Here is a 26859-nt window from a genome sequence, read left to right on the forward strand (position 1 = left end):
TAATGATGATATCATTGGCATTATTTGCCAAATGATTGGGTAAACTTGGTAAAATTGTGCATTTTATGCAACGCATCACCACTTTGTATCACACTTTGGGCGATGTTCACCCCATTGGGCAAATTACTGGCAAGTCCACCAACGTATATCGCTGCCCCTGCATTTAGGGCTATCATGTCTCGAGCTTTTAGCACCGTTTTACTGTGGGTTTCTTCACCAGATAACGCCACTCGTATCAATGCCAAGCTTTGCTCTGATGTGGCAACTTCTAACCCAATTAGGGTCTGTGAGTCAATACCCACATCTTCTGGCATCAGCTCATACACTTCAATATGACCATCTTTGAGTTCTGCCACTTGAGTGCCTGCAGCAAGGCTAATCTCATCAAGCCCATCGTTAGAACCAACCACCATCACATGCTTATCACCCAATTCTTGCAAGACTTTCGCCAAGGGCAAACACAACTTGGGGGTAAACACACCAATCACAGCATTGACAGCCCCAGCAGGGTTGGTCAGTGGCCCTAAGATGTTAAATAAAGTACGCATGCCCAAAGCACGACGGACAGACATGGCATGACGCATGGCTGGGTGATGGTTGGGTGCAAATAAAAATCCTAAATTTTGTTGTTCAAGACAAGCCAAGGTTTCATCATGGCTTAAGTCCAGCTTAACCCCTGCTTGTGCCAACACATCAGAACTGCCTGATTTGCCAGACACACTTCGGTTGCCATGTTTGGCAACTTTTACCCCAGCGGTGGCGGCAACCAATGCTGATGCGGTTGAGACATTAAATAAGTTTGCCCCATCGCCACCTGTCCCCACAATGTCCACCAAACGTTCTGGATTGGTAGGCTCGATGCGTTCAGCAAGCTCACGCATGACAGCAGCGGCAGCGGTAATTTCATCGATGGATTCGCTTTTCATGCGTAAAGCAGTGAGCATCGCTCCCATGCGTGCGTCATTGCATTTGCCTGTCATGATAAGCAACATCACCTCTCGCATTTGCTCATAGGTTAAGTCAATGCGATCGATGGCGTTGTCTAATGCTAAGCGTAGTTTTTTATCGATTTGTTCTTCAGTTAGGGCATTGATTTGTGCTAAGGTTAGGGCGTATTGGCTGTTTTGCATGGGTAATCCTTTTTGTAGCTGACGTTTTGTTGCTATATCATGATAAAAATAATGATAAAATGATAAATAAAAACTGGTAGAAATTAAGTTACAAACTAAAGAGTGGTGGTTGGTAATGTTTGACTATCAATATCACTTAACCCATGCAGACGCAAAAAATTATTCAAAAGGAGCAATCCTGCTTGACTTAATATCGATTCGGGGTGAAACTGTACCCCATACAAAGGTAAACGATGGTGGCAAATACCCATAATTTCTTTTATATTAGCTTTACCATCTAGACCATCTTGCGTCCAAGCACTCACCTGTAAACATTGGGGCAAACTATCCTTATCCACCAACAAAGAATGATAGCGAGTGGCAAGAAATGGCTCAATAAGCCCTACAAACAAACCTTTACCATCATGATGAACCGCACTGATACGTCCGTGCATGATTTGCTCTGCTGGCACTATCTTAGCACCAAAAACTTGAGCAATTACTTGATGTCCCAAACACACGCCTAATATTGGATACACGCCTGCCAACCGTTCAATCACTGTTAAGCTAATTCCTGAACTATCTGGCGTGCCAGGACCAGGACCAATGACAATCGCATCTGGAATTATTGCTTGGATTTGTTCAATACTTACTGCATCGTTTTGCTTAACCAACACCGTCTGCCCCAACTGCTCAAAATACTGCACAAGGTTATAAGTGAAACTGTCAAAGTTATCAATGAATAGTAGCATGGTTTACCTTTTAACTTTTAACTTTGTCATCTAACTGTATCATCGTCATCATCAATCCAACCAAAAGTAACCATCACACCTAAACATCAATATCTAAAAAGCAATCTGGAGCAAAAGACACTTAAGATAACTTAACGATAACTATAACACAAACCGAATGTATCAATAAACCAGCACCCTGCTTTTACCATCACTTTTATCTCACCGATGATGTATGGTGGCATCATCATATGGTTGCTTATGTTATATGGTTGCATAGTCGGTCTCAACTGTGCCACAATCAACAATCAAATGCCCAATATGCCACCATCAATATGCCACAAGCAAACAATTGTCACAAACCAACACACCATCTTATCTCACCAACTTAATAGGAGACTTCCATGTCCAACAAGTTATTCGACCTTATCCAAAAAGCCAATGCCAAATGGGTGGATTTTCGCTTTACTGACACTCGTGGCAAAGAGCATCACATCAGCTATCCTGCTGACAGCATTGATGAAGATGTGCTAGAAGATGGTAAAATGTTTGATGGGTCATCCATTGCTGGCTGGAAAGGCATCGAAGCGTCGGACATGATTTTGCGTCCTGACCCTAAGACGGCGTTTATTGACCCATTTTTTGATTCACCCACGGTGGTGGTAACTTGTGACATCATTGAACCCTCTACATTACAAGGTTATGACCGTGATCCTCGCTCCATCGCTCGCCGTGCCGAAGAGTACCTAAAATCAACAGGCATTGGTGACACGGCATTTTTTGGCCCTGAACCAGAGTTTTTTGTCTTTGATGATGTCAAATGGTCCATCGACATGTCAGGGGCAAGGCACACCATCACGGCTGAAGAAGCCGCTTGGTCAACCGACACTGAATACCAATGGGGCAATACAGGACATCGCCCTCATGTCAAAGGTGGCTATTTGCCTGTGCCACCCATCGACAGCAGTCAAGACATGCGATCAGTGATGTGTGAGCGTATCGAAGAAATCATGGGCAAAGGACGTGTTGAAGTGCATCATCACGAAGTTGCCTCGTGCCAGTCTGAGATTGGCGTGTCATTTAATACCATGGTGCGTAAGGCGGACGAAGTACAACAACTTAAATATGTGGTGCATAACGTTGCCCATCAGTTTGGCAAAACCGCCACCTTTATGCCCAAACCCTTGGTTGGTGATAACGGTTCAGGAATGCACGTTCACATCTCCATCAGCAAAGACGGACAGAACACCTTTGCTGGCGATGAATACGCAGGTCTATCAGAAACCGCCCTATACTTCATCGGTGGCATCATCAAACACGCCCGCGCATTAAACGCCATCACCAACCCTGCAACCAACAGCTATAAACGCCTTGTGCCACATTACGAAGCACCCATTAAGCTTGCATATTCAGCTCGCAACCGCTCGGCATCCATTCGCATTCCACATGTCTCTAGCCCAAAAGCCATTCGTGTGGAAGCCCGATTCCCTGACCCAGCTGCCAACCCTTATCTTGCCTTTGCTGCCTTGCTGATGGCAGGTTTAGACGGAATTCAAAACAAACTGCACCCAGGAGACGCAGCAGACAAAAACTTGTATGATTTGCCACCAGAAGAAGAAGCCCAAATCCCAACCGTGGCAGAGAACTTAGAAGTTGCCTTGCAAGCATTAAAAGATGACATGGACTTTTTGTTAAAAGGAGATGTGTTTAGCAAAGAGATGCTAGAAGCTTACATTGCTTTAAAACAAGAAGAAGCACAACGGCTCAATGTGACCGTACACCCTGTAGAAATGGACATGTACTATAGCTGCTAATCAGTTACCAATCAGCCATTGGCAAACTGATTGATTAGAACACGTTTTAAAAACCCAGTTAATATCAATCAGCTGGGTTTTTAAATTGACTGACTATTGATAATATAATGACCATGTCAACAACATCTGTCTATTTTATGGTGATTTTATGCAACCCAATACCGTTAATACCGTTAGCACGTTTTCTACCACCTTGTTTTTTGCCTTAACCAGCATGGCAAGCCTAACCGCAACAGCGACCCCAATTTATAAAGTGACCGACAACAATGGCAAGGTCATCTTTACTGACCGCCCTAACCAGTACCAAGACACCGCCAGCGACATCACCAGCATCAGCATCAGCCCTACTTCTGCCACCACATCCACCTACACGCCTGCCCCTGCTTCAAGCCATCACACCAGTGCCACCGCCAATCATCAAAACAGCCAAACGCCCAAACGTTATCAGCTCACCTTTATCAGCCCAAGTGAGCCAACCCCCTATCGCCGTCCAGCACAAAACATCGATGTTCAGCTGAGCGTTACTCCCAGCCTAGATGCCACTGACACAGTACAAATATTGCTTGACGGACAGCCCATTACCCAAGGACTGACTGCCAGCATACCCACCCTTGAGCTTAACCCCGGTGAACACACGCTGACTGCTCAAATCATCAGTCATGGCGATGGCCACCCCACAAGCACGCTAAGCCAAGTGAATCAGACCATTTATGTCATTCAAAACAACTTGGCAGTACAAAATAAGCGTGCCTTACAACGCAAAAAGGCAGTTTATGACCGCCTGCCTTGGTATCAAAAACTGTATTTTAACCTAAGACAAGACAATCCATTTGCTGACGTGGCAAAAACGCCCTAACGAACCAGTTCAATCTTACCATCAGCAATCACACTGATGACGCTGTTACCTGATTCAAACTCTTGAGTAGGAACAGCGGTCAATTGTGCATCTGCCAGTGAATACATAGATCCAATCGGTATTGGCGGTTGGTGTGTGTTGCTGGTGAGAGTGACGCTAATCAGGCGATGGCCATTTGCCCCCCAAGTGTGTGCTAAGCGGCTGGCTTGCTCTTGAAATGCTTTTGATGCCCGTTCTTTAAGCTGAATTTCTATCTGATTTTGACGCTGTTTTGACACCGTAAAATGAATATCACCCATCAGTAAATTGTCTTGTAACTGAGCAATCAGCTGACTGACCGCATTCATGTCGCTACTTTTGATTTGTACATAAGCCTCCCCAGTCCAGCCAATGATTTTATGATTGTCATCATATCTTGGATAGGTATTTTGTTGCCCTGTGCTGACGGTAATGCTTGGGTAGCGTTTGGCGGTGAGCATGGCTTGGTTGATGGCAGTGTTCAGCTGAGTGGCAAGGTCTTTGGCAGTTTTGGCTTGGGCTTTTTTGTATAGGCTGGCTTGCACTTCATCATTGGCAATCTCATCACTGACTTGGGTGCTAAAACTGAGCTGGTCATAACCTGTTGGTTGGGCGTGAACAGCGGTGGCGATGCCTGAGAAAACTGCCAATGTTGTTAATATTGTCAATGCCATGCTACTGGCACGTTTGATATTTACTAGGGTGATTTTTTTGGGTGTTTTCATAACATACCTATAATATAAAATCGGTCAAAGTGTAAAATCATCATGACATGATGTGTCAATTTTAAGTGATTAATTGACACATCACCATTGCAATTTTGTCAAAATTATGTATAATACGTGTTTGGTGGCTCTATTGGTAGCCTCGCAACATTGTCCTATGAACCCCGCCAGGACCGGAAGGTAGCAACGGTAGTAGACACAATGTGTGCCGAGGATGTGCTGATAGAGTCGCTTTTTTTATGCCTTGCGGTTGCTTTTGACCGACAAACCGCCCACAAAAATATTATGTACCGCCTATTTTTCAAAAAAGTGATGGGTGTCTAGGTTAGTTTATTGCTTGATTTTGCCCCAAAATAGCTTTACAATGCAATTAAATTTATGTGCAATGTGAGCCTAAATTATGACAACTTCAAATCTAAATATCCGTATTGATGATGACTTAAAGCACCAAGCAAAGGCGATTTTGGACGGTTACGGCATTTCGCCAAGCCAAGCGGTCAAAATGCTGTTTTTGGAGCTTGTCGCCACTCGCAAGTTTCCCCTAAGCCTAAGCCATCAAGCTGACTATGAGCCAAATGCTAAAACCATTTCGGCAATGTATGAGCTAGACAATGGCGGTGGTACGCCATATGCCAATCTTGATGAACTTTTGGCGGAGCATGGCGATGCTACAAATCAAAACCAGTAAAGACTTTGACCGTATCCGTAAAATCAAGCTAACAACAAACTTGATTGAAGTTTTGGCCTGTCTTAGTCGCAGTGAGACACTGCCAGCCAAATATAAAGACCATGCACTGACTGGCAATTGGCAAGGTTGGCGTGATTGCCATGTGGCTAATGATTTGGTGTTGATTTACCGAAGTGATGGCGAAATATTATACTTAGCTCGCCTAAATTCCCATTCAGAAATTTTTGGCTAACCTACCGCCCAAACCCAAAGCCCTTGCTACTTGCTAGGGCTTTTTGCTGTTCTGCAACAAGCTCATTAGCCTGTTGTTCTCGTTGTTTAATTTGGCGTTCTGTGTCGTTAATTTGTCTATTAGCCCCTGTAATTGCTCGTTCTGCATTCTCAAAGACTGATTGACTGCCGTTAATTGCCGTATCTGCTCGCCCTGCGTTGCTGTGGTCGCCTGTAAGTCGTTTAACTGCTGTTCTAGTTCGGTTAGCAAGGTGTTGTAATCGTTCAAAAAGCTGTTGTGCATTGGTGAAAAAATCCTGTCTTTTTTGTTGAATGGCGTTTAAAGGCTCTACAATGCGTTTTAAGCGTGTTTTTGGTGCAGATGAGATGGTACTCTGCCCTACCATTTTTACTTTTGACAGGGATTGTAGGCTCTCTCATGGCGTTTATTTGCGTATTTTGATTGTGTACCCACCGTTTTTGTTGGCAAATACTTCCGCTTTCTTGTTTTTGGTCGCTATGTAGTAAAATTTCTCGTCTTGCTGTATGTTGAATTGGTTCAATACTTTTGGTGGCAGGGGCATTTGGTCTATGGTTGCCTGTATTTGAGCTTGTTCGGCTCTCATGTCTTTTAAACTCTTGTATGTCCATAGGGCGGCCAATCCCATGACTAAGATTATCGCCAACAGTCCACCAATGGTTATCATCAGCCAATTTTTGAATGCTAAGGCGGTGTTCAATTTCGCTTGTAGGTTCGTTTGGTGGTCGCTGATAGAGTTTGATATTAAACGCTCGCTTTCTCTCAATTTCTGCTGTAAGGGTTATTCTGGTGTCGTCAATTCGCTCTGTACGATTTGCTTGGTAGTTTTGGCTCGCTCGCTTTTTTTATGCCTTGCGAATAAAAAACCACGCCAAGACCATGACGTGGTTTTTTTGATGAGCTGATGCGGTCATGCCATTATTCAGTCATGCCAGGGTGTCATCATTCTTCCATCGGTAGGTCAGGATTTTTTATCAAATGCAAGGTGGCAAGTATCAAGCCTCCCCATATCAGTATCATGGCAATCAGCATAAAGATGATGGCAGTGGTGGACATAAGTTTTCTCCCTTTGGTATCAGTATCAATCAATATCGGTATCTATTTGATTTGGCCACAAAGTTAGGCTAATGGGGCAAGGGGCATCATCATGGTTAGTGATGCTTGCCTTTGATGCGACTTAAGACAAACGCACCGATGGCAAAAAACAGCACCACGCCCCAACCAAACAGCATCAATACAAGACTTGAATAGCCCTCGTATGGGGTCTTAATCAAGTCAAACAGCTTTAATGTCAAGGTAAGCAACAAGGCAATCGGTGTTACCACCGTGAGCATAAACACCCAAAACTTGCCCAATTTGATGCTTGAGATGGCATTAATGTGGTTAAGCAGCTCAGGAATTTTATGACGGTTAAACCAAAACACCCACACAATCGACATCAAACCACCCATGACGATGCCAATGTTATTGGAAAACTGGTCAATCACATCCACCAAAATCAACGAACTGCCCGTCGAGAATGCCAAAATAGACACCAGAGCCGATAATCCTGCCACGACAGTGACTGATTTGTTGCGAGACCAAGCAAATTTATCACGAAATGCTGACACTGGCACTTCTAAAATACTGACCAGTGAGCTGATGCCTGCCACAACCAGCGATCCGAAAAACAAAAATCCGATAAAATCGCCACTGTTGCCCATGGTTGAGATGATTTTTGGGAAGACAAAAAACGCCAACCCCACCCCGCCTGTGGCGACTTCTGCCACGTTTTGCCCTGTTGCTTGTGCCATGTAACCAATGGCAGCAAAAATACCAATGCCAGCAAGCAACTCAAAACCTGAATTGGCAAACGCTACCACCAACCCTGAGCCTGTCAAATTGGTGTTCTTTTTCAGATAAGAGGAATAGGTAACCATGATGCCAAAACCCACAGACAAGGAAAAAAACACATGCCCATAAGCGGCCAGCCAAACGTTAGGGTTTGCCATTTTGCCCCAATCAGGGTAAAAAAACGCCTCTAAACCGATGTTTGCCCCTGGTAGATTAATCGCCTTAAATACCATGATGCCAAACAACACCATCAACAAGGGAATGCAGATTTTGTTGGCAATCTCTAAGCCCTTACGAATGCCACCATACATGATGACCAATGACACCGCCCACACCAGCAGTAAGCCAAAAAACATCGATGGCACAAAGGTATGGGTTAAATCACCTGTGTGATGAATAAAATCACTGACAAAAAACTGGGTGGTATCATCACCCCATTTTTGCCCAAATGAAAACAGCATATAACTGCCTGCCCAAACGATGACCGCCGCATAATAAATGGCAATCACCAAACAAACCAAGGTCTGCCACCAACCGACATATTGAGCAGACCCAATCATGCGTTGATAAGCGATGGGAGCAGCACTTCGATATTTATGACCGACGATGTAGTCTAAAAACAGCAAAGGAATGGCAGCGGTAAACAGAGCAATGACATAAGGCACCATAAACACCCCACCACCATTGTCATACGCCACATAAGGGAAACGCCAAATGTTACCCAATCCAACCGCTGAACCGATGGCGGCGATGATGAACGCCGAACGTCCAGACCAGTTTTCACGTTGTTGATGTTGTTGTGCCACCCTCATCTCCTTTAAGCATTTAATTAACGATTATCCATGGATAGTATTCATTATGATAGGCAGTATTCATCATAAATGGCATCGATTATGAATGAAATAACCAAAAGTTATCAATTTAATAATTTTCCCTACTTTTTTATATAAGTAGTAGTGTCGGTTAATCTTGTATCGTTGTCAAGCTCTCACCAGTAAGACAACAAAAAAAAACATACAAATAGACCAAATAATCTGTTTCGGCAATTTATGTTAATATGTCAGTTAATATCTCGCTAATTGTGTTTTTTATTATTTTTTTATTGTTTTATCTGGTGGCCCATATGACCTACTCCATTTTTAACCAAAATAAAAACAACCCATTGACCGAGCCGATGTTCTTTGGCCAATCGGTGAATGTGGCTCGTTATGACCAACAAAAGCACCCCATCTTTGAGCAGTTGATTGAAAAACAGCTGTCATTTTTTTGGCGACCTGAAGAGGTGGACGTGTCTCGTGATCGCATTGACTTTGCTCATTTGTCCAGTCATGAACAGCACATTTTTTTGTCTAATCTGAAATATCAGACATTGCTGGACTCCATTCAAGGGCGTTCGCCCAATGTGGTGCTATTGCCGTTGGTGTCTATCCCTGAGCTTGAGACGTGGATTGAGACTTGGTCGTTTAGTGAGACGATTCATTCTCGCAGTTATACCCACATCATTCGCAACATTGTCAATGACCCCAGCGTGGTGTTTGATGCCATCTTGGACAATCAACCCATCTTGGAGCGTGCGTCAGACATCGCTGATTATTATGATGCGTTGTATCGTGATGCTCAGTTGTATCTTTTGTATGGCGAGGGGGTGTATCAGGTTGATGGGCAGTCGCTGACGGTGAGCTTATATTCGCTGAAAAAACGGCTGTATCTGTGCCTGATGGCGATTAATGTGTTGGAGGCCATTCGCTTTTATGTGTCGTTTGCGTGTTCGTTCGCCTTTGCTGAACGCAAGCTGATGGAGGGCAATGCCAAAATCATCAAATTGATTGCCCGTGATGAGGCGTTGCATCTGACAGGCACGCAGCACATGCTTGCCATCATGCAGATGGGCAAAGATGACCCACAAATGGCACAAATTGCCAAAGATTGCCATGATGAATGCGTGGAGATATTTCGTAAGGCGGCTGAGCAAGAAAAGCAGTGGGCGGGCTATTTGTTTAAAGATGGCTCGATGATTGGGCTAAATCAAGACATCTTAAGCCAATATGTGGAGTACATCACCAATTTACGCATGCAGGCGGTGGGCTTGCCAAGCTTATTTGCCGATGCCAAGTCCAACCCCATTCCTTGGATCAACACATGGCTGTCATCGGATAATGTGCAAGTTGCCCCACAAGAGACGGAAATCAGCTCTTATTTGGTGGGGCAGATTGATGCGGATTTGTCTGAGCATGATTTTGATGGTTTTGAGTTGTGATTTAAAATGGGCTTGGGCGGTGGCTGATGACTTGGGTGGTGACCAAACGACAACGTTTTTATCTGCACGAGGGCGAAAGCCTGCTCGATGGTCTCATCAGAACAGGGCATGATGTCAGTTATCAATGCAAACAAGGCTACTGTGGCAGTTGTCGCAGTCGGGTGATTGGTCATAGCCTGCCCATCAGCTACCCTACCCCACCGATGGCACATCTTAAAGATGATGAGCTGTTGCCATGTGTGTGTCAGGTGCAGGGGGTTGTATACTTGGATTTGGGTTGATTTTGGGTTAAGTGAAAGGGCTTTTGGGTAAAAAAGCTGGATCAATGTGGCCGTTGGGTGCTAAACAGCTCCAATAACCTTTGGCGCATTTGCTCTCTTTCTGCTTCTGACAGCTGGTTGCCCATGCCTTGACTAAAACCCTGGCTAAAGCCTTGATCTGAATTGTCTGCCAGAGTGTCCGTGTCGGTTGGCTCTTGTGGCAGGGTCTGGGGGGGCAGTTGGTTGGGCAGGGTAAAGCTGTTGGATAATAACTCTTGCTGATTGGGTCTTTCTGCTAAGGTCGTGGGCAAGCGTATGGTTTGACCTTGACGCAACACCTGCACATCAAGCACGGTGTTGGGCAATTTGCGCGCCACGTATTGGATAAGGCGGTTGGCATCGGTCATCTCAATGTCATCAATGGTTAAAATGATGTCCCCTGCCCTTAATCCTGCTTGGGCAGCAGGCCCACCTGGCACCACGTTCATCACCTGTACGCCTGTGGTGGTGTCTAATTGGGTGGGGTCTTTGATGTGGGATTGTACCTCGATGCCAAGCCAGCCACGGCTGACTTTACCGCTTTGGATAAGGGCGTTCATCACCTGCTCAACCAAGGCAATGGGAATGGCAAAGCCAATGCCCATCGAGCCACCAGAGCGAGAAAATATCATGGTGTTGATGCCAATCAGTTGCCCATAAGCGTCCACCAATGCCCCCCCTGAGTTACCGGGGTTGATGGCGGCATCGGTTTGGATAAAGTCTTCAAAGGTGTTCACGCCCAAGCCTGTCCGCCCTGTGGCAGAGATGATGCCTTGAGTGACTGTCTGCCCTACCCCAAAGGGGTTGCCTATCGCCAACGCCACATCACCGATTTGTATGGGCATTTCTCGAAATGCCAGCGGTTTTAAATCGGTCATGTCAAGGCGTATCACCGCCAAGTCGCTTTCAGGGTCTGTGCCAACCACCGTGGCACGCCCTTTACGCCCATCATTGAGCGCAACAATGATCTCATCTGCCTTTTCAATCACATGAGCATTGGTCACGATGTACCCATCTTCTGAGACAATCACCCCAGAACCAAGGTTGGTTGAGTTGTGTTCTTGGTTGGGCGACCCCCCATAAAACTCAAAAAAATGGCGTAAAATTGGATCGGCCATATATGGGTTTTGGCTGACATGCTGAGTGGTGTAGATATTGACCACGGATTGAGCAGCTTTTGCCACCGCATCATGATAAGACACCACCTTATCGGTTAGGTTTGGATACGCTTGCTCTGATGTGTTATTGGCGTTGTTGGGAATGGCAACAGGGTGATTGTTCAATGGCTCTCTTGGCGGTTGCCAATCAGTTGGCGATTGCCAAGGGTGTGCTTGGGTGGTAATGAAGTACCACAAGAACGCCATCAGCACCGCAACCAACAAGACCCATGGCAACCAAATCAACGCCTTGGATCGGTTGGGCGGTTGGGGCGTTTGACTGTGGTTGGGGGTTTGTGGGTGGTGGTTGCTTGCCATGTCGTTGCCATCTAACTTAAGTCGTTGCCATCTAAAAGGTTATGATGCTAAAAGGTTGTGACATCAGTGATATGAACAATGACCATATCAACATGATGCGTGATGCGTTGTGTTGCTCGCTTTATATGTTTTATATGTTACTCGGTTTGGCTCATCTGGTGAGCAAATTTTTACCATCATTTTGTATTAAGTTGGTAAAAAACTCAGTTGATGAACGCAGTTGATGACCATGTTAATAAGCACATGTTAACAAACAGAGATTGACAATTTTGCTAAAAGCTGATTGTGAAAAAGACTGGACAGTCAGTTTGTTCATTATTTTGTCAGTTGTGCAAATAATGGGCAAATTCGCTCATATTTTGTAACAAAATCGTCAAAAAAATACCGTTTAACCCTTTACAAACTTGATATTTACACTTTTTTATCCATAATGATTGCCAATATTCGCCAATATTCACGGTTTTTTATGACTATGGCTGATTTTTTTAAGCTGTTTGTTCATTGTTATTGGCAACGTTATTGTTAACTGTTGTTAACCGTCATTGTTAATATTGTCGACATCGTTATCAGTGTTATTAACCATTATTAACATGGTCATCAAGATTATCGACATCGTTATCAAGTGTTATTAACATGGTTGTCAATATGATTATCAACATTTGTATGGTAAATTAATGACTAAACCCATCACACGTTTTACCCGTTATTTTGCACATCTCACACCCCCACCCCCACCCCCACCCTCACCGTCATTGGCAACGTCTGGTTTTATCAAGACCAAAAAAGCGTTACAGATGGTTGCCATTGCGATGTTGTCATTGCCTGCCAAAAGCTTAACCACATTTGAGCATGGCATGGCAAATAACGCCACTTTTAACACCGCTTTGGGTGGCGATGCCAAAACTGCCCATGCCCACAATGCCCATACCAAAGTCATGATGCGCCAAGAATTGACCGTGGCGGCTGTGCATGGTGACAGTACGTTTTTTTCCATTGATGGCTTTGAGCATGGTTTTGGTTATGATTTGACTCGTGGTTATGCCAATGATTTGGGCGTTACGCTCAATTTGCTGTCTTATGATGATGAGCAAGATGCCTTAGATGCGGTGCGCTTTGGCGATGTGGACATGGCATTGACCGTGGCAAGCAGTCGAACGATTAATGACATGGGGTTGTCTGAGCTGAATTTAAGCTGTGGGCGTGATGCCACTTTGACCCGTTATGGGCTTAACCCCAAAATCAGCTGGACGTTTAAAGAGGGTTCTGATGCTTTGGCTTTGCATGCCAGCCATTATATTTGCGATGATGTGCAGGTGCTAAATACCGCCAAGATTGCTCATTTTTATAACCAAAATCTGCTCAAAGATGACTACAATCAGCAACATTTTGCCAAGGTATTGACAGAAAAGTTGCCAAATTATAAATCATCTTTTCAGACCCATGCCGATGAATACAACCATGATTGGGAGCTTTTGGTTGCCATGGGCTATCAAGAATCACACCTCAACGCCAATGCCATATCACCCACTGGCGTGGAAGGCATCATGATGCTTACCAACAGTACCGCCAAACAGATGGGCGTGTCCAATCGGGTCGACCCTGTCCAGAGTATCCGTGGCGGTGCTAAGTATCTGGAGCTGCTCAAGACTGAGTTTGCTGATGTGCCTGCCCCTGATCGCATATGGTTTGCGTTGGCGGCTTATAATATGGGTCCTTATGCCATTAAAGACATTCAAGCTAAGCTGAGCCAAGGGGGTAAAGATGCCAACAGCTGGAGCAATGTTTATGCCTATTTGGCAGACAATGCCCAAACCAATGGACGCTATGTGCAATGTATGCACTATGTGTCAAACATTCGCAGTTATCTTGAAGAGATAAAACTACAGAATATGTCGCTTAAGCGTGTGGAGCGTATGGCTTGACACACTCCCACCACCAAACCCAGCGGTAGGCGTGAGAATCTTTGCGACCCATAGCAACTTTGGTTGCCATCTTTCGTCATGCCACCATCGCTGAATAGTATCGGCATGAGGGAACTCTTTATACAACACTAAGTCCTAGTGCATCAGCTAACGCTTGATGGCGTATATTGCTTGCTGCATTGGCATCACGGTCATGCTGTGTTTGACAGCTAGGACACGTCCAATGACGCACCGATAACGGCAGACTGTCTAATTTGTGATGGCAATGCGAACAAATTTTACTACTGGCAAAGAACCGATTTACCTTTAGGATATTCTTACCATACCAATTTGCCTTGTAGGTAAGCAGGGTAACAAACTGCCCCCAACCGACATCATGAATCGCTTTGGCAAGTTTATGGTTCTTTACCATATTTTTTACACCTAAATCTTCAAGTGCATAACTGGTAGCTTGGTTTTCGCAAATCAGTTTATGGGTGATTTTATGGTGTAAGTCTAAGCGCTGGTTGCGTATTGTTTCATAAATACGAGCAACGGCTAATTTTTGTTTTTGATGGTTTTTACTTTGTTTTTGTTTGCGAGCAAAGATTTTTTACTGTACTGCCAATAGTTTACTGGCGTTGGCTAAATGTTTTGGGTTATCAAACTTGCTACCGTCTGATAGATTTAGTAAATGGCTGATGCCTAAGTCAATACCAACAGTTAGGCTAGGCTCTATTGTGGTAGGTGTTGGTACAACTTCATTGTTTTCTACCAACACGCTTGCATAGTATTTTCCCGTAGCGGTTTTGCTAATCATAACCGTTTTGATATTGCCAACAAATTCACGGCTAAATACGGTTTTGATGCCTTTGATTTTGGGTAGGTTGATGATGCCTTGTTCAAAGTTTATGGTGTAATGTTGGGGGCATTGATAACTTCGCTGTGGGATTTTTTTAGATTCAAAGCGTGGAAACTTGGCACGACTTTTAAAAAAATTAGTAAATGCGATATGTACATTGAGCAGGGCATTAAGTAACGATTGGCTATTGACTTCATTTAGCCATGCAAACTTGCCTGTTTTCTTTTTCTTAACCAACTGGCTTTGAATTTTACTGCGTGATAACGACTTGCCAAAGATTTTGTAATATCTATTTTGTAATGCCAATGCCCAATTATAAACAAAACGAACACAACCAAAGTGTTGTTCAAACGCTATGGCTTGTTCACTGTTTGGGTAAATTCTGTATTGGTAGGCTTTGAGCATGGCTTGTTAGTTGAGTGAATGTAGTTATAATTTAGCATTATTAATGCCATCAGACAATATATCGAAAAACAACAACGCCCTGCTTAGGTCGCCTGTGCTTACATCTCCACCTAAATCAGAGATTATGGGTGGAGATGTAAGCACAGGATAGGTTAAAAGACACATGGTTTAAAAGCTTACATTTCTTAATTATCTTTAACCAAAAAAATACGCTAAACTAGTGCATTTTATATAAACATATGATTGATGTGAACACTGAACACATGGTCTTTTACTTTATCATGCCATTGATTAGATTAAACTGATTAGATTAAGGAGTGGCCGTTGAACACTCGCCAACTGAAAAAATGGGGCATCATTGCCCTGACCTTGATAATCATCACCGCTTTGGCTTATTACTTTTTAAAACCAACGCCACAAGCCCCTAACCACATCACCGCCATCGCTGAAATTGGTGATATTGAACAAACCGTCATCGCAACAGGTAAAGTCAAGGCGATAAATACCGTTAACGTTGGCGCTCAAGTCAGTGGAGAGATTCAAACTTTGTATGTAAAAGTGGGTGATGTGGTCGAAAAAGGTGATTTAATTGCCCAAATCGACCAAGTCAATCAACGCACCAACTTGCAAAATGCCACTTCATCACTTTCACAAAGTCGCTTCGAGCAATCCAGTGCCTTAGCTGAGCTAAATAGTCGCCATGCTGCCCTAGAAAGTGCCAAAGCTGACCTACAATCCCAACAAGCATTAGCAAAGCAAGCCCGTACCAATCTTCAACGGCTCAAACCCCTGATTGGCATTGATGCCATCTCCCAACAGGAATATGACAATGCTGTCGCCCAAGCAGACACCGCCGATGCAGCCGTGGCAAAAGCCAAAGCCAATATCAGCCAAATGCAAGCTGCCATCGCTCAAGCACAAGCCAACATTGCCAACCAAAAAGAGAGCGTCAACAAAGCCAACAGCAACCTAAGCCAAGCCCAAGAAAATCTTGGCAAGACCACCATTCGAGCACCCATCTCAGGCACGGTTGTGTCTGTGGTTACCGAGCAAGGCAGTACCGTCAATGCCATGCAATCTGCCCCCACCATCGTTAAGTTGGCAGATTTATCACAAATACGCATCAATGCCCAAATATCTGAAGCAGACGTGGTCAATGTCTCTGCTGGCATGCCTGTGTATTTCAACCTAATTGGGGCACCTGACAAACGCTATGATGCCACTTTAAAAGGCATCGAACCTGCCCCTGAATCCATCAGCAATACCAGTGCCACCAACTCAGCAGTATATTATACTGGCTATTTAGAAGTGCCAAATCCAGAACATAAATTTCGCATTGACATGACAGCCCAGCTTAACATCATTGTTAACCAAGCCAAAAATGCCGTCCTAATACCATCAGCCGCTTTAATAGAACAACCCAACAAAACACTGGTCAAAGTGTTAGATGCCGATGGCAATGTCTTAGAAAAAGTGGTGAGCGTTGGTATTAACAATCGGGTACAAGCTCAAATTTTGCGGGGAATTAACCAAGGTGATACCGTCATCTTAAGTGAAGACAGCACTATAAATTCCATTGACGCAAGCACAGCACAAATACGGATGTGATGTCATGGTTGATAAACACTCAAACCACCATTTAAACCACCATAATCACAAAAACAACAAACATGCCGTGATTAAGATTGAGAATCTCATCAAAGAATTTAATGCAGGTGAACAGACCATTCGCATTTTACATGGCATCAACCTGACATTTTATGCTGGTGAAATGGTCGCCATCATCGGTCAATCTGGCTCAGGCAAATCAACCCTAATGAACATTTTGGGTTGTCTTGACCAAGCCACCGCAGGCACTTATCACATCTATGATAAATCAGTTGCCAAGCTGTCTGCTGATGAACTTGCCAAATTAAGACGAGAGCATTTTGGCTTTATCTTTCAGCGGTATCATTTATTGGGTGATTTGCCTGCCATTGATAATGTTGCCATTCCTGCTGTGTATGCTGGCATGGCAACCCAAACCCGAAAGCAACATGCCAGTCACTTACTGACACAACTGGGACTGGCAGACAAAATCCATAACCGCCCAAACCAGCTATCAGGGGGACAACAACAACGAGTGTCCATTGCACGTGCCTTAATGAATGGTGGCGACATTATTTTTGCTGATGAGCCCACAGGGGCATTAGACAGTGAATCTGGGCATGATGTCATGGCAATTTTGCACCAACTGAAAGAAGCAGGGCATACCATCATCATGGTTACTCATGACCCAAAACTGGCTGCTCAAGCTCAACGAGTCATAGAAATCAAAGATGGTCATATCATTGCTGACCATCGCAACACTCCCATAACACAGGATAATGCTGATGGTATTCATCATGCTCAAAGAACTCAAACTCAAAACTCATTTGGCTTAACAAACCCAGCTCATTTGACCGATGTCGACACACAGTCCACATCACAACCGACCACATCACCGCCACCCACATCAAAACCACTAACACCATCACGACTGCCTGCCCTAGATCGCTTCAAAGAAGCCTTTAAAATGTCTTTGTTGGCGATGACAGCCCACAAAATGCGCACCCTACTCACCATGCTTGGCATCATCATCGGCATTGCCTCAGTGGTCTCAATCGTTGGGCTTGGGCAAGGCTCTCAGCAGAGCATTTTATCCCAAATCAACGCCTTAGGCACAAATACCATTACCGTCATAGACGGCTATGAATGGGGCGACCCCAGACGTGCCTACCACAATAACAATCTCACCGCCGACGACGCTCAAGCAGTCGCTGCCCAACCTTATGTACAGAGCGTCAGCCCACAAGTTGACACCAACCTATCTAGTCGCCACAAACAAACACGAGAAACCGCCAGTATCAATGGCGTGGGTAAAGACTACCTTTCCGTTACAGGTGAAAACTTAGCGGCAGGTCAATCATTTAGCCAACACAGTATGGATAGTTTGGCACAAGACATCGTCATCGACCAAACTGCCAAAACCACTTTTTTTGGTGAAGGCACAAATGATGACGCAGTTTTGGGCAAAATCATTCAAGTTGGACAAGTACCAGCAAGGGTCATTGGCGTGCTTGCCAAAAATGACAACAACTTCTCACGCATGACAGACATTCCACAAATCTACATGCCCTATACCACCGTCATGTACCGTATTTTGGGCAAAAACAACATCGATAGCTTTGTTGTGCGTATCAATGATGACGTATCCACCAAAACCGCTGAAAATGCCATTTCTGACTTAATGAAAAGTCGTCATGGCACAGATGATTTTCGCTTACACAACATTGACTCACTAAAAGAAACTGTTGAATCCACCACAACCACCATGACCTTACTCATCTCATCCATCGCCATCATCTCCTTAATCGTGGGTGGCATTGGGGTGATGAACATCATGCTGGTGTCTGTCACCGAACGCACCAACGAAATCGGTGTCCGAATGGCAGTGGGCGCTCGCCAAAGTGACATCATGCAACAGTTCTTAATAGAAGCGGTGCTGGTATGTCTGCTTGGCGGCTTATTGGGCATTGGTTTGGCATTTTTGATAGGATTCATCATCAATAATTTAGGGTCAGACAACATCAAAGTCATCTACTCCACCACTTCCATCGTTACCGCCATCGTCTGCTCAACAGCAATAGGCATGCTGTTTGGCTTTTTACCTGCTCGTAACGCCGCTAAGCTTAACCCTGTCGAAGCACTATCAAGAGACTAAGGCGTATCCCCATTTAAACAGTGGCACAAAGAGACAATGGCACAAAGACCAACTTTCTAAACAAACCAAACAACACATGCCAAAAATAAGAAAACCAACAAAAAAACCCAACATAACCATGTTGGGTTAGAATCAATCAATATCAACGATAATAAAAGCAGATAAAATAATAAATGGTGGGTCGTGCAGGATTTGAACCTGCGACCAATTGATTAAAAGTCAACTGCTCTACCAACTGAGCTAACGACCCAAAATGCCAAATAAAAAACCCAATCATAAGACTGAGTAAAAAATAATTTTGGCGAATGGTGGGTCGTGCAGGATTTGAACCTGCGACCAATTGATTAAAAGTCAACTGCTCTACCAACTGAGCTAACGACCCTTGCCTTAACGTGAGAGCATATTATACGCATAAATATTTATTTTGCAAGCATAAATTTAACGATTTATTCATTATTTAGCTTTATTTAGCTTTATCTTCATCATCATTTAACTTCATTTAACTTCATTTAACTTCGTTCATCATTGAATCAGCCCACCACAAAGACATAAAAATTTATTGATAATGATAATTATCATTGATATGATAACACCCATGACACATCTCTTTTTTTTAAATATCAGTTTTAAAGGTCGGTTGCCATGCGTTTGTCTTTATTGCCCATCACGATACGCCATATCATCACCATAGGCTTGGTCTCAAGCTCAATATCAGCAATGGCGTCTACCCCCCCCCCCTCATTTCTTCTGAGCCATTGCCCACGGTCAGACTTGATGCCATAACAGTTTATGGTGAAACATATCGAACCACCGCCACCAAAACCACCCTACCACCCAGCCAAGCTCCGATGAGCTATCATCGCATTGAACAAAATACGCTTAAACAACGCCAAGCCGACAGTGTGAGCAGTGCATTACGCTATGAAGCAGGTGTTGATACAGAAAATCGGGGGACGGTCAGTATTTTTGATGAATACAACATCCGAGGATTTAAAAATTATTCAAATTTTTATGATGGTATGAGATTGCCTTATGACGGCACATGGAACTTGATGCCACAAGTAGATGCTTATGCCACCGAAGCCATTGAGATATTAAAAGGTCCTGCGTCTTCATTATACGGCTTTAACGAACCAGGTGGTATGGTCAATCAAGTTGCCAAGACCCCCAAAAGCTCGCCTCAGCATGAAATAAGACTGCGTACAGGCACACATAACCTAAAAGAAGTTGGCATTGACAGCACATCAAAGCTCAGCGATGACATCAATTATCGCATGGTTGCATTGGTTCGTAAAAAAGATGGACAAATGCAAGACACCAAAGAAAAACGGACATTAATCAATCCTTCGCTGATTTGGAGACCCAATGATGACATCTCGGTACTTGCCAGTGTTTATTATCAAAATGACCCAAATATGTTACCCTCCACACCATTGCCAAGTTTAGGAACGCTATACAACGCAAGCTATGGCAAGCTTGGTGCAAATGCGTATGCAGGCGACCACTGGAATCACTTTAGTAAAAAAGTCTTCATGCCAAGCCAAACCATTAACTGGCAAATTAACGACTCTTTAAAGTTCAAGCACATCTTACGCCACACCAACGCCAAAGCTCAACAAAAAAATACTTATCATCAAGGATTTGTACAAGGCTCAGACTCCAAGCTCAACCGTACAGCCTATACCACAGATGAAAATATGACAAACTGGTCAACAGACAACCAATTGGCCTATGATTTATTTATCAAGGATTCATCACACAACCTATTGCTCGGTGTGGATTATCAAAAAACAAACAGTACCGCCAAATATGCCGACGCCATGTATCAAGGCGTTCCAACCATTGACCTTGCTCAACCAGACCATGGATTATTTAGCAAAACCAATTTAAACTTGACAGGCTATCAACAAAAAGATGACATTAAGCAAAAGCAGCTTGGCGTATATCTACAAGATGAGATGCAATGGAACAACCTGACCGTTGTTGCAGGGCTACGCCGTGATAACTATGAAAGTGTAACCAATACCCAAACGGCAAATAACACCCATAAAACCACCATCAATCAAGCCAATAAAACTTCTGGTCGCTTGGCAGGGATTTATCATTTCAATCACGGTCTTTCACCTTATGCAAGTTATTCTCAATCATTTCAACCTTTGGTTGGCAATAATTTTGTGACAAACAAACCGTTTGAACCCACCACGGCCAATCAGTTTGAAGTTGGGGTAAAATACACCTCAACTGACAATAAAACCAAAGCAAGTTTGGTAGCCTTTGACATCACTAAGAAAAATGAAAAAGTGGCAACGGTTGATTGGACAAAACAGACACAAACAGGCGAAACCACCTCAAAAGGGTTTGAGATGTCAGCCGACCATCATTTTAACGACTGGCTTCATGCGGGTTTCAGCTATGGCTATGTGGATGCCAAAATCAGCAAAGATGAATTTAATCCACAATTGGTTGGCAACCGCCCTCAACAAGTCGCCAAGCATACCGCAAGCCTTTGGACAACCATCACACCCAATGATAAAACTTTGCTCAATGTTGGCATTCGCCATCAAGCAGGCATGCAAGTTGATAGACAAAATTCCGATACCTTGCCAAGCGTTACTTTGGTAGATTTGGCAGGCAGTCATCAAATCAGCCCCACACTCAGTGCAGGCTTAAGTGTCAGTAATTTGTTTAATAAAACTTATGTTGGCTCTTGCTATGATAAGATGAACTGTTGGATGGGTGCAGAACGCCAAGCCAGTGTCAGCCTGACGGCAAACTTTTAGTATTTTTAGATTGCTGATAAAAGATTGCTGATAAAACATAGCGACCCCAACAACAAATACCAAAAACATCATGCAAAAACACACTTTAACGCCGTTAAACGATGCTAAACTGGCTGATATCGTTAAACACATCAATGAAGATCACCTTGATGACATCAAAAGTATGGCAATCGGTCTGCTTGAGCTGACCCAAAATCAATGCAAAAACCTACAATCTGTGATGCTAAAACAAATTTATCAAGAAGGTTTTGTCTTGGATTTACAGTTTGGGCAAGACTGGTATCAACCCAATCAACAAGAACAACAAATTTGGTTTTTGCAATTTGATACCGCCATTCAATCCGCCGAGCAACTCAATGAGCAATACATCGCCCTGCTGCAACGCAGTGATCGCAAACAAGGTAAAAAAACCATCGAAATTAGACAACGCCACTTTGTTTTACAGGCGGTATCAGCAGTTAGCCAAAATATGTATCGCCTGACCTTACAGTCAAAAACAAATCTATCCCAACTGCCTGCTGGTTACGCATTTTTACTCAATCTTAGCTCATCTGCCACCAAGCAAAATTCCAATCGACCTTATCGCTACTATACACTTCGAAAAGCTTGGCAAGCCATATCCCCCCAAGGAGAGGAACAACATTTGGCATGGATTGACATATATTGTCATGGCAAAAAAAATGGTGAGTTTAGTCTTGGTGAAACATGGGTAAAGTCAGTTCAAATCAATGACATCATTACCAGCGAAAGAGAATTCCCTGAAAAAATTGAGCATCTACATGGTCAGAGTTTATTGATTGCTGATGAAACTTCTCTACCTACGGTAGCAAGGTTGATAGAACTTTGGCAAAACCCCCAAATGCCCATTGTGCTGCTTTTTTTACAAAATGCTCAGGAGCTGGCTTATTTAGATGAAGCATTACCATCATCTTGCATCACAGTTTTACCCGTGATTGCAAAGATAAATGACGCACCACACGAACAAATTTTTGCCCAATTAATCGATTTTTTACAGCACACGCCAATCAAAATTGATTCTATTTGGGGCGGACTTGAGGCAACCACAACCAAACATCTTCGATCAATGCTTCGCAACTTTTTGGGCTCAAATTGCGACATTGTGCTAAAAGTATATTGGCGAGATGAATAAGACTGATAAACACACCATTTTACCAAGCCTGCTTGGTTCATTTTGCCCCATGTTACTTTGTTTTGTCTGATTGGCTTAACAACTTGCCTTATTTTTTACCATGATTTTTTACCATTTGTTATCTTTTTTGATTAAGTTATCTTTTTTGGTTAATTTATGCTCTTTACTCAATCACTTACGGTTATTCGCCAAGAAAAAACCTTACTGCATGATATTAATATCACCCTAGAAAAGGGGAAAATATATGCTTTAATTGGGCATAATGGGTCGGGCAAATCAACACTTATCAAAACCTTAGCAGGTGAAATAACACCAACCAGTGGGCATGTGGCATTAGATGAATTGACAAATCAATCAATTTTTGATTTGCCGCCCAAAACGCTTGCTCAATATCTGTCCTATCTGCCACAAAAGTTGCCTGATGCCAGTCATTTTACCGTTTCTGAGCTTGTGATGCTTGGTCGGTATCCCCACCAAAAATGGTTACAAAAACCCACTTCACAAGACCACGCCATCTTATGCCAAGCAATGCAACACACTCAAATTGAACAATTTGCCAAGCAGTCGATGACAACGCTGTCAGGTGGCGAAAGAGCCAGAGCATGGCTTGCCATGTGTATTGCCCAAGATACGCCTTATCTTTTGCTTGATGAACCACTTGCTGCACTTGATATTGTATATCAAGTTGAAATACTTCGCCTAATCCAACACTTGGCAAAACAAAAAAACAAGGCAGTTATGATTATTATTCATGATATTAATCTTGCTTCACAATTTTGTGATGAAGTCATTGCTCTAAAAAATGGCAAACTGTGCCATATTGGTAATATTGCCAGCACAATGCAACCAAAGGTGCTTGAGCGTATCTTTGGCATTCATTTACATTTACTAAGCCACCCCATGAATGGCAAAAAGGTGGCGGTCATATGATGCAAAAAAGCTTACTGTTCGCCATCAGTTTACTGCTATCTGGCTGCCAACCACAAAACCATCATCAAAATACCCATCAAGCCACTCAACACAATCAGCAAAATACTTCTTCAACCACCACACAAAACCAGCCTCTTAAGATCATCACCCCTGATTGGGCGATTGCTTCCACATTAACCGCCATGGGTTATCCACCCATGGCTGTAGGTGATGTTAAAATTTATCCTGATTGGGTTGGCAAGCCTGAACTACCAAGCCAAACCATTGACTTGGGAGCAAGGTCTTATCCAAATCCCGAACGATTGGCACAATTACAGCCTGATATGATTATTGACAATGATTTTTACGCTCATTTGCGTCCCTTGTATGGCGACACTCCTCATACCAGCGTCTTTTTTGGTTCATACGGCGACATTGCAACTTGGCAAAATTATGCCGAGACAACCAAAAAACTGGGAGAAATCATCAATCAGCCCAAACAAGCTGAAGCATTTTTAATAGAATCTAAACAAAAACTGCATGAACTGGGATTAATATTTAGACAAAAAAATCCCGATATTCAAAAAATTGCCGTGGTGAATTTTGCAGATGCCAATAATTTACGAATTTATGCCAACAACAGCTTATTTAAACCTGCCACTCAAGAAATGGGGCTGAGTCTAATCACGCTTGAAGATAAAATGGGACAAGCGAACATGTGGGGATTTTTATCAATCACATTGGGAGATTTGGCAAAATTAGACCAACAGACTTGTCTGGTCGTGGTTGAACCTTTTAGCCCCATGCTTTACCAAGATCTCAGAGACACCTTATTATGGCAAAGGCTCGGATATGCAAACAATCTTTGTATGACGGTCATAAAACCACTGTGGGTATACGGTGGCATATCGTCCATGGTTACCTTCGGTGAACGGCTTAATGAAGCAACCTTTCAAGGGAAAATAGCCAATGCCCAATAAAATATCAGCAATAAAACAAGTCATCACCCCAAAAGCCCCTATTATTTTATGGTTTGTCTGTTTGTTATGTTTGGCAATGGTAAGCACAAGCTTGGTCATAAAAACAGCTTGGCATGACCCATTTGTATGGTTGTTTTTACCATCACAATCACTTAGCCTAAATCAGATGGTTGTACAATTACAACTCATACCAACCATATTTGTGGCAATGCTATCAGGTGGTTTGCTTGGCGTGGCAAGTGTGTTACTACAACAACTGGTCAAAAACAACTTAGCCTCAGATACCACGCTGGCAGTCGGATCAGGGGCTGAATTATCGTTATTAATTGTTGCCATCGTTGCACCAAGTTTTGGGCTACATGGAAGTTTTTGGGTTGCATTTTTTGGGTCGCTGCTGGGCATGGTGCTGGTCTTTGCCATTTCTACCAAAAGCCATATGAACTCTGTGATATTAATTTTAAGTGGCTTAGTGGTGAACATCTTATTTTTCTCCATTGCCCAACTGCTCATCATATTTTATCCTGATTGGACGATGGGAGTTTTAGTTTGGGGCAGTGGATACTTAACTCAATCAAGCTGGCAAACTGGTCAATTTTTATTAGCAATCAGCGTATTTTTACCCCCAGTGCTATTTTTATTGCTCAAACCATTAACCTTAATGGGCTTAGATGACCGACAAGCCAAAAGTCTGGGCGTGCCTGTCGCACAGGTACGATTGGCGGCAATAATTTTGGTCGCCATCATCACAGCCAGCGTGGTGAGTCGGGTTGGCATCTTAAGTTTTGTTGGACTTGCCTCAGCCAGCATGGTCAATCTATTGGCAATCCGCCATATTTGGCAGCGATTGTTGGCAGGATTTGGATTTGGTGCGGTCTTCTTATGGCTAAGTAACAACTTGGTTACACTACTCACAACATGGCTTAAACCCATGATTCAGCTTAATTTGCCTGTTGGTGCATTGACAGGTATTTTAGGATCAGGCATGGTTATTTGGTTGGTAATCCATCAAAGCAAACAGCAAATTCATCACGAAGAATCTTTCGCCTTTTTAACCATAAAAAGAAGTGAAAAAACACGCTTTTTTTGGTTTGGAATGGCACTTATATTGGTTATCATGGGCGGACTTGCATTATATATTGCCCCAAATGCCATGGGTCATTTAACCATTCAAACAGATGTTTATTTAATTGAACAATTTCGTCTACCACGCACATTATCTGCAATGGCAACAGGTACCATGCTCGCCTGTGCTGGTGTCCTATTACAAAAACTCACTTGCAACCCCATGGCAAGCCCTGAGGTGATGGGAATTAGCTCAGGTGGCGCATTAGGCGTCATATTGGCATTTTTGTTCAACCCATTATTACTGGCAATGCTGGGATTAGAAAATCAAAAAAATGCAGACATTACTGTATTATTGGTATCAGGCATGATTGGATCAGGCTTGGTGCTTCTTTTGGTCATATGGCTAGCCAGAAAATTATCACCTTCTTTATTGTTATTGGTTGGGGTTGCCATCTCAGCGATGATGACCAGCGTTTTAACATTGATTAAAATATCAGGTGATCCCAGATTACAAGCAATATTAAATTGGCTATCTGGCACAACCTATTACGCCAACCCAAACTCAGCTTGGTGGGTGGTCATAGCGGCATTGGTACTATTCATCATCAGCTTATTCATACTAAAACCACTGCAAATAATGAGCCTAAATGAGACCATGGCTCGCCATTTAGGCGTATCAATTAAACGCACCAAAATTATCACCTTAATTCTTGTTGCATTACTTAGTACCATCTCGACCCTTGTTGTCGGTCCTTTAAGCTTTATTGGACTGATGACACCGCATTTGGCAATGACGCTTGGAGCGGTACGCTTATCTCAACAGCTGGCATTGTCAGCAATGCTAGGAGCAGGGTTGATGCTTATCGCAGATTGGATTGGACGCTATGTCATTTTTCCATACGAAATCCCAACAGGTATCATTGCGTCAGTCATCGGAGGAATATATCTGTTATATCTAATGAGAATGATGTCCAAGGAATAGGTAAAAACCCCCCCTTCTATTGAAGGGG

23 protein-coding genes, 2 tRNA genes, 1 other RNA gene and 1 pseudogene are annotated in these 26859 nt (G+C 43.4%); 16 read left to right on the plus strand and 11 right to left on the minus strand.

Annotation, left to right across the window (positions count from 1 at the left end):
• Positions 1 to 20: 20 nt before the first annotated feature.
• Both trpD and B0682_RS04955 read right to left on the minus strand, forming a co-directional pair.
• Positions 21 to 1130, minus strand: coding sequence for an anthranilate phosphoribosyltransferase (trpD, locus tag B0682_RS04950; protein ID WP_078306924.1), 1110 nt, complete (start codon positions 1128 to 1130; stop codon positions 21 to 23).
• A gap of 95 nt (positions 1131 to 1225) precedes the next feature.
• Positions 1226 to 1861 (minus strand): anthranilate synthase component II, encoded by a 636-nt coding sequence (locus B0682_RS04955; RefSeq protein ID WP_078306925.1) that lies wholly within the window; start codon positions 1859 to 1861, stop codon positions 1226 to 1228.
• A gap of 383 nt (positions 1862 to 2244) precedes the next feature.
• Here B0682_RS04955 and glnA point away from each other — a divergent pair, with 383 nt between their 5' ends.
• Positions 2245 to 3654 (plus strand): type I glutamate--ammonia ligase, encoded by a 1410-nt coding sequence (gene glnA / locus B0682_RS04960; protein WP_078306926.1) that lies wholly within the window; start codon positions 2245 to 2247, stop codon positions 3652 to 3654.
• A 148-nt stretch (positions 3655 to 3802) separates the two neighbouring features.
• Positions 3803 to 4510: a DUF4124 domain-containing protein gene (locus tag B0682_RS04965; protein ID WP_078306927.1), complete on the plus strand. Its 708-nt coding sequence runs from the start codon at positions 3803 to 3805 to the stop codon at positions 4508 to 4510.
• On the opposite strand, the gene B0682_RS04970 is transcribed toward B0682_RS04965, so the two are convergent.
• Positions 4507 to 5253, minus strand: coding sequence for an SIMPL domain-containing protein (locus tag B0682_RS04970; RefSeq protein ID WP_078306928.1), 747 nt, complete (start codon positions 5251 to 5253; stop codon positions 4507 to 4509). The genes B0682_RS04965 and B0682_RS04970 overlap by 4 nt on opposite strands.
• Positions 5254 to 5384: 131 nt before the next feature.
• Here B0682_RS04970 and ffs point away from each other — a divergent pair.
• The 3 genes from ffs (at position 5385) to B0682_RS04985 (ending at position 6173) form a co-directional block, all read left to right on the plus strand.
• Positions 5385 to 5481: signal recognition particle sRNA small type (gene ffs, locus B0682_RS04975), an RNA gene on the plus strand.
• Between the two features lie 172 nt (positions 5482 to 5653).
• The gene (locus B0682_RS04980) at positions 5654 to 5941 is read left to right on the plus strand and encodes a type II toxin-antitoxin system RelB/DinJ family antitoxin (RefSeq protein WP_078306929.1); all 288 of its coding nucleotides are present in this window, start codon (positions 5654 to 5656) and stop codon (positions 5939 to 5941) included.
• Positions 5883 to 6173, plus strand: coding sequence for a type II toxin-antitoxin system YafQ family toxin (locus tag B0682_RS04985; RefSeq protein ID WP_420845502.1), 291 nt, complete (start codon positions 5883 to 5885; stop codon positions 6171 to 6173). Before B0682_RS04980 ends, B0682_RS04985 begins: the two co-directional genes overlap by 59 nt.
• Position 6174: 1 nt before the next feature.
• On the opposite strand, the gene B0682_RS04990 is transcribed toward B0682_RS04985, so the two are convergent.
• The 4 genes from B0682_RS04990 to B0682_RS05005 all read right to left on the minus strand — a co-directional run bounded on the left by B0682_RS04990 (position 6175) and on the right by B0682_RS05005 (position 8830).
• Complete coding sequence (locus tag B0682_RS04990; RefSeq protein ID WP_078306931.1) at positions 6175 to 6558, minus strand: hypothetical protein; 384 nt, start codon at positions 6556 to 6558, stop codon at positions 6175 to 6177.
• 39 nt (positions 6559 to 6597) lie between these two features.
• Positions 6598 to 6957: a hypothetical protein gene (locus tag B0682_RS04995; RefSeq protein WP_143823270.1), complete on the minus strand. Its 360-nt coding sequence runs from the start codon at positions 6955 to 6957 to the stop codon at positions 6598 to 6600.
• 176 nt (positions 6958 to 7133) lie between these two features.
• Positions 7134 to 7247, minus strand: coding sequence for a methionine/alanine import family NSS transporter small subunit (locus B0682_RS05000; RefSeq protein ID WP_078306933.1), 114 nt, complete (start codon positions 7245 to 7247; stop codon positions 7134 to 7136).
• A 95-nt stretch (positions 7248 to 7342) separates the two neighbouring features.
• Positions 7343 to 8830, minus strand: a complete 1488-nt coding sequence (locus B0682_RS05005) for a sodium-dependent transporter (protein ID WP_240494851.1) — start codon at positions 8828 to 8830, stop codon at positions 7343 to 7345.
• Positions 8831 to 9147: 317 nt separating this feature from the next.
• On the opposite strand from B0682_RS05005, the gene nrdB reads away from it, so the two are divergent.
• Positions 9148 to 10281: a class Ia ribonucleoside-diphosphate reductase subunit beta gene (gene nrdB, locus B0682_RS05010; RefSeq protein ID WP_078307096.1), complete on the plus strand. Its 1134-nt coding sequence runs from the start codon at positions 9148 to 9150 to the stop codon at positions 10279 to 10281.
• A gap of 26 nt (positions 10282 to 10307) precedes the next feature.
• On the plus strand, positions 10308 to 10562 hold the full coding sequence (locus B0682_RS05015; RefSeq protein WP_078306935.1) for a 2Fe-2S iron-sulfur cluster-binding protein: 255 nt from the start codon (positions 10308 to 10310) through the stop codon (positions 10560 to 10562).
• A 41-nt stretch (positions 10563 to 10603) separates the two neighbouring features.
• Here the strand turns inward: B0682_RS05015 and B0682_RS05020 are convergent, their stop codons facing one another.
• On the minus strand, positions 10604 to 12055 hold the full coding sequence (locus tag B0682_RS05020; protein ID WP_078306936.1) for a S1C family serine protease: 1452 nt from the start codon (positions 12053 to 12055) through the stop codon (positions 10604 to 10606).
• Between the two features lie 71 nt (positions 12056 to 12126).
• Here B0682_RS05020 and B0682_RS09505 point away from each other — a divergent pair, with 71 nt between their 5' ends.
• Entirely contained in the window at positions 12127 to 12279 is a 153-nt protein-coding gene (locus B0682_RS09505; protein ID WP_158077867.1) for a hypothetical protein, read from the plus strand.
• 450 nt (positions 12280 to 12729) lie between these two features.
• Positions 12730 to 13977 carry an MltF family protein gene (locus tag B0682_RS05030; protein WP_078306938.1) on the plus strand — a complete coding sequence of 416 codons (1248 nt, stop codon included), beginning with the start codon at positions 12730 to 12732 and terminating at the stop codon, positions 13975 to 13977.
• A gap of 118 nt (positions 13978 to 14095) precedes the next feature.
• On the opposite strand, the pseudogene B0682_RS05035 reads toward B0682_RS05030, so the two are convergent.
• Positions 14096 to 15223, minus strand: a pseudogene (locus tag B0682_RS05035) (RNA-guided endonuclease TnpB family protein).
• 324 nt (positions 15224 to 15547) lie between these two features.
• Here B0682_RS05035 and B0682_RS05040 point away from each other — a divergent pair.
• Both B0682_RS05040 and B0682_RS05045 read left to right on the plus strand, forming a co-directional pair.
• Complete coding sequence (locus tag B0682_RS05040; protein ID WP_078306939.1) at positions 15548 to 16831, plus strand: efflux RND transporter periplasmic adaptor subunit; 1284 nt, start codon at positions 15548 to 15550, stop codon at positions 16829 to 16831.
• A gap of 4 nt (positions 16832 to 16835) precedes the next feature.
• Positions 16836 to 18965 (plus strand): MacB family efflux pump subunit, encoded by a 2130-nt coding sequence (locus B0682_RS05045; RefSeq protein ID WP_078306940.1) that lies wholly within the window; start codon positions 16836 to 16838, stop codon positions 18963 to 18965.
• A 174-nt stretch (positions 18966 to 19139) separates the two neighbouring features.
• Here B0682_RS05045 and B0682_RS05050 read toward each other — a convergent pair.
• Together B0682_RS05050 and B0682_RS05055 are read right to left on the minus strand one after the other, a co-directional pair.
• Positions 19140 to 19215 (minus strand) — tRNA-Lys (locus B0682_RS05050).
• Positions 19216 to 19271: 56 nt separating this feature from the next.
• A tRNA-Lys gene (locus tag B0682_RS05055) sits at positions 19272 to 19347 on the minus strand.
• Positions 19348 to 19720: 373 nt separating this feature from the next.
• On the opposite strand from B0682_RS05055, the gene B0682_RS05060 reads away from it, so the two are divergent.
• The 5 genes from B0682_RS05060 (at position 19721) to fhuB (ending at position 26831) form a co-directional block, all read left to right on the plus strand.
• Positions 19721 to 21745, plus strand: coding sequence for a TonB-dependent siderophore receptor (locus B0682_RS05060; protein ID WP_240494852.1), 2025 nt, complete (start codon positions 19721 to 19723; stop codon positions 21743 to 21745).
• A 70-nt stretch (positions 21746 to 21815) separates the two neighbouring features.
• Entirely contained in the window at positions 21816 to 22895 is a 1080-nt protein-coding gene (locus B0682_RS05065) for an SIP domain-containing protein (protein ID WP_078306942.1), read from the plus strand.
• 156 nt (positions 22896 to 23051) lie between these two features.
• On the plus strand, positions 23052 to 23825 hold the full coding sequence (locus B0682_RS05070; RefSeq protein WP_078306944.1) for an ABC transporter ATP-binding protein: 774 nt from the start codon (positions 23052 to 23054) through the stop codon (positions 23823 to 23825).
• Positions 23822 to 24784 carry an ABC transporter substrate-binding protein gene (locus B0682_RS05075; protein WP_240494853.1) on the plus strand — a complete coding sequence of 321 codons (963 nt, stop codon included), beginning with the start codon at positions 23822 to 23824 and terminating at the stop codon, positions 24782 to 24784. The genes B0682_RS05070 and B0682_RS05075 overlap by 4 nt, the downstream gene beginning before the upstream one ends.
• A complete protein-coding gene (gene fhuB, locus B0682_RS05080) occupies positions 24774 to 26831 on the plus strand; it encodes a Fe(3+)-hydroxamate ABC transporter permease FhuB (RefSeq protein WP_078306946.1) in 2058 nt (685 codons plus the stop codon). Before B0682_RS05075 ends, fhuB begins: the two co-directional genes overlap by 11 nt.
• The last annotated feature ends 28 nt before the right edge of the window (positions 26832 to 26859 follow it).

Source organism: Lwoffella lincolnii (assembly GCF_002014765.1).
GTDB classification, from domain to species: Bacteria; Pseudomonadota; Gammaproteobacteria; order Pseudomonadales; family Moraxellaceae; genus Psychrobacter; species Psychrobacter lincolnii.